This window comes from Enterococcus sp. DIV1314a (assembly GCF_051713805.1).
GTDB classification, from domain to species: Bacteria; Bacillota; Bacilli; order Lactobacillales; family Enterococcaceae; genus Enterococcus_I; species Enterococcus_I aquimarinus.
This window is the reverse complement of record NZ_JBIOQP010000001.1, coordinates 2,526,757-2,536,080: the sequence shown is the minus strand read 5'-3', so window position 1 is coordinate 2,536,080 and position 9,324 is coordinate 2,526,757. Positions and strand designations below refer to the sequence as shown.

The following is a 9,324-nucleotide window of genomic DNA, read 5'->3' as shown; positions in this document are numbered from 1 at the left end:
AAATACATTGACAATAAATATGGGGTCATTGAATCGTTAAAGATTTACTTTGATCGAGTTATTCGTTTTGATTTATGGCCAGCTATTCGTGAAATATTAAAGTCTAAAGATTCAGAAGCACAAAAGAAAGTTTTTGAACAACTTATTATAATGAATCAAAAGATGCCTAAACAACTATTCTCAGAAAATATGTTTTATTTCCAAATGCTGACGACTGAGCTCGTTGAACGATTTACGTTTATCCAACGAGAAGCATATAACGAATATATTATGTTACTAAAAAGTTTATTTCAACATATGTCACCTGGAACAGTAGCTCATATACAAGATAATATACGTATTCAAGATGCTAACAAAAAAATGATTGCCTTAAAAAGGAGTATCCATTTAAAAACAACAGCTCCAATAGTTCTTTACTTAGGGAAACGTCGGTTTGCAAAAGAAAGCAAGATTCTGACAAAAAAAGCTGGAACAATGTTCAAAACAGTAGTTTTACGTAAAATATTGTTTCCCATATATAAAATCTCATTGCCAAAAACAAAAATTTTGTTTATGACAAATAAAGATGAGAAAATGACGGGGACTTTTCAAATGATTTACGATGAAATTTCTGAAAATAATATCAATAAAGAAAAAGTTTTTTGTTATTTAAAGGCGAATAATCGTTCGTTTTCGGCACAAAACAGACTTTTAAGAGATGTTGCTAGTGCAAAAATTATTTTTTTGGATGATTATTATCGTCAAATATATGGTTTGAAATTACCCGAAAAAACAAACGTTATCCAATTGTGGCATGCAGCAGGAGCTTTTAAAAAATTCGGGTTCGGAGCAATTGGTAGTTTAGATGCAAATACTGCTGCATTTGAAAAGGCGGCACATCAAAACTATTCTAAAGTTATTTGTTCCTCTAAAGAAATTGTTCCATTCTACGCAGAAGCTTTTCATATTGCAGAAAAAAATGTGTTGCCCTTAGGGGTACCTAGAGCGGATAAATTATTAGATCAAGAGTATCTTGCTTTTACAAAAACGAAATTTTTAAATATGCATCCAGAAATTAATGGACGAAAAATTATTACCTACGCTCCTACCTTTAGGGGCGGACCAGCAGAAAGAAAAAATTTCTCTATGATGTTGAATATCAGAGAGTTTGTTAAACGATTTTCTGATGAGTATGTGTTAGTAATTAAGATGCACCCATCAGTCAGCAAATCACAAGGTGTACCTTATGATTTAAAAGAACATGTGTTGAATCTTAGTGGAATGGATATGAATGATTTGTTAATTGTAACGGACATTTTAGTCACAGATTATTCATCTGTTATATTCGATTACTCATTGCTAAAAAGACCAATGATTTTCTTTGCATATGATTTAGAAAACTATTTAGCTGAACGCAATTTTTATTATGAATACAGAAAATTTGTTCCTGGACCGATTGTGGCAAATAATGATTCTTTATTTCAAGCAATAGAAATGATTGAAGAACAAGACTTAACAAAAGTTGTTGAATTTAGAGATCGATTTTTTGATGAATTAGACGGAAAGTCAGCCCAACGTATTGTCAAAGAAGTGCTTTCGCTATAGATAATGACTAAATGAATAAGTATCGCCTATCATCATTTATTAAGTTATAATAAACGATGATAGGCGATATTTCATTGATAAGTCTGATATTTAAATTTCTCGACAAATCTATCGATATTTTTCATAAAGAATTTTTCAAAAAGAAGAGATAAAATTAATGTGAAAAATAAACTAGAGACGAAGAAAATAACATAATGTTGATTCAAATTAAAATGTGCCAATAAAGTCATAGGAATTCTTTGTAAAATATAAATAGAAAAAACTCTTTTTCCTAACCATTCCAATAAAGGATTAATTAAGATGATTTTTTTTGAGAAAAGTACTAGAATTAATGAAAAACTTACAATCCAAACTGAGTAAAACTCAATACCACCTGAATATCTTTTAAAGTAAGTAAAAGAAGTAATTCCGTATAGCAACAGTAATATGCCTAACCATCTTAAGTCGTTATTGATAAATTTATCAATATATTCTTTGAAATATGAATATATCATTCCCAAAGGAAAAATAATCATTGTATTGTATGTATACCCAGGTCGATTAAGTTTCATTTGAATATATACGATTGTAATAGTTAGAAACAATGTCAGACAAATCCCTAATAAATACTTATCTTTAGCTATGATAAATGAAATAAAAACGGATATGTATAATAGAAGTACAGCTGTGATATACCAGTTACTATTTCCAATAGATGTCCAACTAGTTATTGCAAGTAAAGTATGCCTTAGTGGATAACTTTTTTGGAGAAAAATATTTAATAAAAAGTATAATGAGAGTGCCGCATTGAAATAAAGAAATAATTTTATAGTTTTAGAAGGTAAACTTTTAATATAGTTATTTCCTTTTAATTTGATTCCTTGCATAATACCATAACCAGAATACATTAGGAATGTAACTACAACTCCTTGGCCTAAAAAATTTTTGAATATTTTGTAATATTGATGAATTTCTTGATCTATATTAAGATATTGACTGGAATGAGATAATAAAACAAGAAAAACAAAAATACCGTTTATATTTGTAGTTTGTTTTTGTAATAAATAATCTTCATTAAATTTATCCTCAGGTAAAAATATCAAATCCCGAGAAAAAAACATAAGAAATAAAAATAAAATGATGGACATAAATTTTCTCCTTTGAAATAAGTGGTAAATCTTATTATAGTATAATAAATTACGATTTGAAACTTTTTAAAAAAAGAGAGCTAAATTTATTAGTAATAAATAATAAAGAACATAAAATATTCCGAAACACACGTATTTCATGTATAATAGAAAAAGTTAGTATTTTGAATGTAAGGAGGATTTGTTTTGTCAAAACAACATCCAGAGGAAGAATCGATTAAAGATCGAGTGATGAATTCCTTAAAAAAAGAAATTCCCGATAATAACGAACAACAAAAAATGAATGACCCTGAAATTGAGACTGAAGCTGAACCAACACTCACGCGGTCAAATCAGAAAGGAAGAGCCAACACGGTGAGCCCAAATAAGAAGACCACTAATAGTCAATCTTCCGATAAAAATAGTCAAAAAAGAAGTCGTCAAAATGAAGATAAAATTGTTAATCGAATTGTTATGATTGTTGTCTTAACCTTGATTCTAGTTTTTTCTATTTTAGGATTTTCCGCGTATCGTTATGTAACGGATAGTTTAAAACCATTAGATAGTACGAATGATGAAGTTGTTTTTGTGGAAATACCAATAGGCTCTTCAAACAAAATGATTGGTGAAATCTTAGAGGAAAGTAATATTATTAAAAATGGGACAATTTTTAATTTCTTTACTAAATTTAATAATTTGAGTGGTTTTCAAGCAGGTCGCTATCAGCTTTCGCAAAATATGACACTTGATGAAATTAGTGGGATATTAAAAGAAGGTGGATTGGCAGCAGATCAAGCGGATGCCCGCTTAACCATTCCTGAGGGATTTGATGTGAGTCAGATTGGGGATGCAATTGAAAAAGACACCTCATTCACGAAAGAAGAATTTCTAGCAGTGATGGAAGACCAAACCTTCTTTAATCAGTTAAAAGATCGTTATCCTGCGTTATTAACGGAAGTTAGCCAAGTAAAAGATGTTCGCTACCGTTTAGAAGGGTATTTATTCCCGGCAACTTATGATTATTTCGAGGGAATGACATTGGAAAATTTTGTCTCTCAAATGGTTGCGAAGACGGACGAAGTGATGGCCCAGTACGCGGATGCGATTGAAGCAAGTGATTGGAATATTCATGAAATTTTAACATTAGCTTCTTTAGTTGAAAAAGAAGGAGTAGAAGAAGAAGATCGACGAATGATTGCTCAAGTCTTCTTTAATCGTTTGGCTATCGAGATGCCATTACAATCAGATATTTCGATATTATATGCCTTAGGCGTACATAAAGAATTAGTTACTTACGAGGATTTAGAAGTCGATTCTCCGTATAACTTGTACAAGAACACAGGCTTTGGTCCAGGACCCTTTAATAATCCAGGAACATCTGCAATTGAAGCAGTTTTAAACCCACTTGATAATAGTTATTACTATTTTGTGGCGGACCTAAAAACAGGGAAAGTGTACTTTTCGGAGACGCTTGAAGAACATAATGTCCTTGTGGAACAATATGTAAATAATTAGGCGAAAAACAATAAAACGGTTTACATTTAAATAAAAGAATGGTAATCTTTTGTGGATTCAAGCAAAAGGTTACCTTTGTTTATTAAAAAAAAAACATTTTAACATAGCGGAAGTGACAGTCCTCTATCTAACAAAAATAAAATCAACGAATAGTATATGATGCAAAAGGAGATAGTAATCATGGTAGAAAAAGTATATCCAATGACAGAAGAAGGTAAAGCAAAATTAGAATTAGAATTAGAAGAATTAAAGACAGTAAAACGTGGTGAAATTATTGAACGTATTAAAATCGCGCGTAGTTTTGGGGACTTATCTGAAAACTCTGAATACGAGTCTGCGAAAGATGAACAGGCATTTGTCGAAGGTCGGATTACGACATTAGAAACGATGATTCGTTTTGCAGAAATCATTGATAATAACAATGTGAATCAAGATGAAGTGGCTCTAGGTAAAACAATTACATTTATTGAATTACCAGATGGCGATGAAGAAGAGTATATTATTGTCGGTAGTGCCGAAGCGGATCCATTAGCTGGTAAAATTTCTAACGACTCACCGATTGCTCGTGCTTTAATCGGTAAGAAATTAAATGATGAAGTAACCATTTCTACTCCTGGTGGAGACATGTCTGTCAAAATTGTTGGCGTAAAATAAAAATAGAAAAAGAAGGTGTCAATTTGACCCTTCTTTTTCTATTTTTCAGTCTAAAGGTGGATGCAAAATCTGATAAAATTGGTATGATAGACTGGAGAGAATAGGAGGATTGAAATGAATAAATCATGGCGTTTTTTCATTGTGATTGAGTGTTTATTTGCCTTATTAGCGATATGGCAAATTATTAATAATTATCTTGTCATCGTAATGTTAGGAATCGGTCTGTTCTTGATGGTCTTATCTCAAAACAATGTGTCAGAGACGAAACCTAAAAATATAAAAAGAATGATTGGGTTAACGCTTATCTTTTTTAGCTTATTGAATATTCCAGCCGTTTGGTTTATGTTGATTTTTGCGATTATCTTTATTGGACTAACAGGCTTGGAGTTATCTGGTCTACCGTTGTCGAATAGTCCGTTTCATTTAAGAAAAAAAATGATGATTGTCGAAACGATGGAACCTCGTAATAAAAACGGTCGATTAGAAAAACAACAACTTTTTGGTAATAAACGTTTAGGTAGTCAAATCTATGAATGGGATGATATTAATTTAACGATTGCAAGTGGTGACACGATTATTGATTTAGGAAATACGATTTTACCTAAAAAAGATAATGTCATCTTAATTCGTAAGGGGTTTGGACGAACGAGAATTTTAGTTCCGCTCGGAGTGGGGATTCATGTAGATTGTAGTGTTTTTGCAGGGACGGTTGTATTTGACGAAAGCCGAATTGCGATGCGTAATGAACATTTAATGCTTTATAGTCCAGAATACGATACTTCTTCACGCCGAATTAAAATCATTGCCAATACCTTAATCGGAGATGTTGAGGTTATTCAAGTATGATGAAAAATAACCCTAAATTTTTTATTGCGATATATACTGGATTTTTAACATTTTTAATTTTAGTCCTCGTATTGTTTACATATGGGATGGCGCTAGGTCACGATAAGTGGTTACTCGAGCTTTTTCAAATTAAATTTTTGTTTATTCCCTTTGTTTTTTATCTATTTGCACTATCAGTGATTATAGGACTAACCAATTATATCCTTATTTCTTTTTACCAAAAACGTTTATTAATGCCGATTGAAGAAAAATTACGTTTATTAGCAGGTGGAAATTTCGATAATCCGATTTTAGATGAAAGTATGCCTTATTCGATTTCGAATCAAACGCTTTTTGAAATGGATAACGATTTTTATATGATTCGAATGAAACTAAAAGAAATTTTATCGGAATTGCAACTTTTAAACAGTCGACCGCAATTAATTGATGGTGTGACGAAAGAAGAAATTCTGGAAAAGGAACGACATCGTCTAGCTAGAGAACTTCATGATTCTGTTTCACAACAGCTATTTGCAGCGATGATGTTACTTTCTGCGTTAGATGAACAAGGAGAAGAAAGTGGGATACCTGAGACCTATCAGCAGCAATTAGGTGTGGTGACAGGCATTATTAATGCAGCCCAATCTGAAATGCGTGCCCTGCTCCTTCATTTACGACCTGTAACGTTAGAGGGGAAAACATTGAAAGAAGGAATCGAACAATTATTAATTGAATTGAAAACGAAAGTCACGATTCAATTAAAGTGGGAAATGGAAGATGTCGCGCTCCCATTAGCGACGGAAGATCAACTGTTTCGTGTGGTCCAAGAACTCCTTTCGAATATCTTGCGACATGCAAAAGCTTCAGAATTAGAGGTTTATCTACACCGAGTCAATCAATCGATTCTACTCAGAATTGTGGATGATGGTGTCGGTTTTGATGTGAGTAGCCAGAATAATAAAGCCGGAAGTTATGGCTTAATGAATATTCGGGAACGTGTGGCGAGTACGGGCGGAACATTAAAAATTATTAGTTTTCCGAAACAAGGGACAAGTATTGAAGTGAAAATACCGTTACTGGGAGGGAACGTAGAATGATAAAAGTATTGTTAATTGACGATCATGAGATGGTAAGATTAGGTGTTTCTTCTTATTTATCGATTCAAAAAGATATTGAAGTGGTCGGAGAGGCTGAGAATGGTTTAATCGGCTATGAGAAAGCATTAGACTTAAGACCAGATGTGATTTTAATGGATTTGGTGATGGAAGTAATGGATGGCATTGAATCCACTAAGAAAATATTAGGTGAATGGCCCGCAGCCAAAATCTTAATCGTCACTAGTTTTATCGATGATGAAAAAGTCTATCCTGCAATACAAGCAGGCGCAAGTGGTTACTTACTAAAAACGTCTACTGCCCGTGAAATAGCGGATGCCATTCGAGCTACTCAAAGAGGGGAACGCGTCTTAGAACCAGAAGTGACGACGAAGATTGTACAGCAGGCAACGAAGCCTCGAAAAGAATTGCATGAGGACTTAACAAAACGCGAACAAGAAGTGTTATTATTAATTTCAGAAGGAAAAAGCAATCAAGAAATTGCCGATCAATTATTTATTACCTTAAAAACAGTGAAAACCCATGTATCGAATATTTTAGCGAAATTAGAAGTAGAAGATCGAACGCAAGCGGCGATTTATGCATTTAAACATCATTTGGTAAAATAAAAAGGAGCGCAAAAAGATGAAGCAAAATTATGCCATTATTGGATTAGGACGTTTTGGTGGAAGTATCTGCCGTTCTTTAGTAGAATCAGGACAAGAAGTATTAGTCATCGATAGCAACGAAGATCGGGTAAATGAATATATGAATATTGCAACGCATGCAGTAGTGGGAAATGCTCAAGATGAGATGACGTTACGATCTTTAGGGATTCGAAATTTTGACCATGTTATTGTCGCGATTGGTGAGGATATTCAAGCGAGTATTCTAGTGACATTGATGTTAAAAGAGATGGGTGTGCCAAATGTTTTAGCGAAAGCTCAAAATGAGTATCATGCGCGGGTGTTAGAGAAAATAGGAGCCGACAAAGTGGTTCATCCTGAAAGAGACATGGGAGTCAGAATCGCTCATAATCTTGTTTCAAAAAATATTTTAGAGTTTATTGAACTATCGGATGAATTTTCATTGGCAGAAATTCGTGTAACGAATGCCCGCTTTTTTAATCGAACACTCATTGAACTGAATTTTCGACAAAAGTATGGCTTGACTGTGGTTGCGATTCGTCGTGGAAACGGGAAAGTCGTTGTCTCGCCAGATGCGACAGAAGTCGTTCAAGAATATGATAATTTACTCGTGATTGGAACAGCAGAAGATGTCGATATGCTCGATGAAAAAATAAATAAATAGAGGTGTCGGTAAGATGAAAGTGACAGTTACTCCAAAAGTATTAGAATGGTTCAAAAAAGAAATTGTTCTGGAACCAGGGCAAGGCATTCGGTTTTTCGGGAAAGTTTATGGTAGTACACAAGTCCATGAAGGCTTCTCTGTTGGGATGTCTGTTGATCGTCCAGAACGCGTCATGTTTCAAGAGACAATAGATGGAGTATTGTTTTTCATTGATAAAAACGATGATTGGTTTTTTAGAGGATATAATGTTGTTGTTGATTATGACGAAGAATTACATGAGCCAACTTATATTTTTTCGGAAGAGGCATAAAAAGATTCCCTTGGTGTTCCAAAAAGGATACCAAGGGAATCTTTTTTTAAATAATCTTTTTCTTATCAGAATGCTTATTCAATGAGAAAAGAAAGATAAAGACGCTTGCGATGAGAATAAATGTATCCCCGATAAAACTCGGATTGAGTAAGTTGATTAGTGTAGTAATGATAACAGGCAATGTACTACAAAAAACAATAATCTTAAAGTTATTTAAAAAACCATCATATCTTCCGCGCATTCGAGAAAAAAGATTGGCGAAAAGAGTTGCAATAGCAATTGTAATGATTAGAGAAAGAAAAGCCGGATAAATGGCAATCAAAAATGTTAAAGGTGCTAGCCACCAAGGCATTTCGTTTTCTAAAATACGTTCTCTCAGATTTTCGCCTGTTAAATCATTCAATTGAGTTGAAGTATACGGAATCGTTAATTGATTCGAACCAAAAAGTGAATTGATATTTTCAGTAGCAGGTAAAGTAACGACTAATTCTTTTTGCAAAAGTCCGATACTCAAAAAATTACCCAACATATCTTTAGAAATGTCATCTGCAGTCCGTTTACCTTCAGGGTCAAAGGTGAAGATAATCGAGTCTGTTTGATAAATAAAGCCCTCAGCACCATCTTTCGTTACAAGGACACCTTTTTCAATCGTAAAGTCAGGGATTTTTTGAGCAATTTCTTTTCCATCGTCTTGAATGGTCGAAAAAACTTGAATGACTTGTAAAGAAATCGGAATTGCTAAAACAAAACTTAATAAAAGAAGATGAAAAATGACAACCCCTAGATTCATTTTTTTTGCTTCTTGTAATTGATCCAATTTAAATAGTGAATGTTTTACATTTGTTAGATATAACATAGTCTAGCTCCTCAACAGTAAGTAGTGGTAATCCCCTTCATTTTAACGGAGTCAGATAGCAATGACAAG

At 33.2% G+C, this 9,324-nt stretch carries 10 protein-coding genes; 8 read left to right on the top strand and 2 right to left on the bottom strand.

Translation table 11 applies throughout. From position 1 onward, the window contains the following. A partial coding sequence (locus IGI68_RS12200; RefSeq protein ID WP_438733158.1) for a CDP-glycerol glycerophosphotransferase family protein occupies nucleotides 1-1,584 on the top strand: 1,584 nt, incomplete at its 5' end. Nucleotides 1,585-1,655: 71 nt separating this feature from the next. Here IGI68_RS12200 and IGI68_RS12195 read toward each other — a convergent pair. Further along, nucleotides 1,656-2,711 carry an acyltransferase family protein gene (locus IGI68_RS12195; RefSeq protein WP_438733156.1) on the bottom strand — a complete coding sequence of 352 codons (1,056 nt, stop codon included), beginning with the start codon at nucleotides 2,709-2,711 and terminating at the stop codon, nucleotides 1,656-1,658. Between the two features lie 186 nt (nucleotides 2,712-2,897). On the opposite strand from IGI68_RS12195, the gene mltG reads away from it, so the two are divergent. The 7 genes from mltG (at nucleotide 2,898) to IGI68_RS12160 (ending at nucleotide 8,399) form a co-directional block, all read left to right on the top strand. Continuing rightward, complete coding sequence (gene mltG, locus IGI68_RS12190) at nucleotides 2,898-4,205, top strand: endolytic transglycosylase MltG (RefSeq protein ID WP_438733154.1); 1,308 nt, start codon at nucleotides 2,898-2,900, stop codon at nucleotides 4,203-4,205. A gap of 180 nt (nucleotides 4,206-4,385) precedes the next feature. Next, nucleotides 4,386-4,859, top strand: coding sequence for a transcription elongation factor GreA (gene greA / locus IGI68_RS12185; protein ID WP_071874136.1), 474 nt, complete (start codon nucleotides 4,386-4,388; stop codon nucleotides 4,857-4,859). A 114-nt stretch (nucleotides 4,860-4,973) separates the two neighbouring features. Next, nucleotides 4,974-5,705, top strand: a complete 732-nt coding sequence (gene liaF / locus IGI68_RS12180) for a cell wall-active antibiotics response protein LiaF (RefSeq protein ID WP_438733151.1) — start codon at nucleotides 4,974-4,976, stop codon at nucleotides 5,703-5,705. Next, on the top strand, nucleotides 5,702-6,781 hold the full coding sequence (locus IGI68_RS12175; protein WP_438733149.1) for a sensor histidine kinase: 1,080 nt from the start codon (nucleotides 5,702-5,704) through the stop codon (nucleotides 6,779-6,781). The genes liaF and IGI68_RS12175 overlap by 4 nt, the downstream gene beginning before the upstream one ends. Then, entirely contained in the window at nucleotides 6,778-7,407 is a 630-nt protein-coding gene (locus tag IGI68_RS12170; RefSeq protein WP_071874133.1) for a response regulator transcription factor, read from the top strand. Before IGI68_RS12175 ends, IGI68_RS12170 begins: the two co-directional genes overlap by 4 nt. A gap of 16 nt (nucleotides 7,408-7,423) precedes the next feature. Continuing rightward, nucleotides 7,424-8,089 (top strand): potassium channel family protein, encoded by a 666-nt coding sequence (locus tag IGI68_RS12165; protein ID WP_438733147.1) that lies wholly within the window; start codon nucleotides 7,424-7,426, stop codon nucleotides 8,087-8,089. Between the two features lie 13 nt (nucleotides 8,090-8,102). Beyond that, complete coding sequence (locus IGI68_RS12160) at nucleotides 8,103-8,399, top strand: HesB/YadR/YfhF family protein (protein WP_438733145.1); 297 nt, start codon at nucleotides 8,103-8,105, stop codon at nucleotides 8,397-8,399. A 46-nt stretch (nucleotides 8,400-8,445) separates the two neighbouring features. Here the strand turns inward: IGI68_RS12160 and IGI68_RS12155 are convergent, their stop codons facing one another. Further along, the gene (locus IGI68_RS12155) at nucleotides 8,446-9,255 is read right to left on the bottom strand and encodes a DUF1189 domain-containing protein (protein WP_438733143.1); all 810 of its coding nucleotides are present in this window, start codon (nucleotides 9,253-9,255) and stop codon (nucleotides 8,446-8,448) included. Between the last annotated feature and the right edge of the window lie 69 nt (nucleotides 9,256-9,324).

Excerpts from the sequence above, each read along its gene's own strand:
- IGI68_RS12195 (WP_438733156.1), bottom strand. The coding sequence starts at position 2,711 with ATGTCCATCATTTTATTTTTATTTCTTATGTTTTTTTCTCGGGATTTG.
- greA (WP_071874136.1), top strand. The coding sequence starts at position 4,386 with ATGGTAGAAAAAGTATATCCAATGACAGAAGAAGGTAAAGCAAAATTA.
- liaF (WP_438733151.1), top strand. The coding sequence starts at position 4,974 with ATGAATAAATCATGGCGTTTTTTCATTGTGATTGAGTGTTTATTTGCC.
- IGI68_RS12175 (WP_438733149.1), top strand. The coding sequence starts at position 5,702 with ATGATGAAAAATAACCCTAAATTTTTTATTGCGATATATACTGGATTT.
- IGI68_RS12170 (WP_071874133.1), top strand. The coding sequence starts at position 6,778 with ATGATAAAAGTATTGTTAATTGACGATCATGAGATGGTAAGATTAGGT.
- IGI68_RS12165 (WP_438733147.1), top strand. The coding sequence starts at position 7,424 with ATGAAGCAAAATTATGCCATTATTGGATTAGGACGTTTTGGTGGAAGT.
- IGI68_RS12160 (WP_438733145.1), top strand. The coding sequence starts at position 8,103 with ATGAAAGTGACAGTTACTCCAAAAGTATTAGAATGGTTCAAAAAAGAA.
- IGI68_RS12155 (WP_438733143.1), bottom strand. The coding sequence starts at position 9,255 with ATGTTATATCTAACAAATGTAAAACATTCACTATTTAAATTGGATCAA.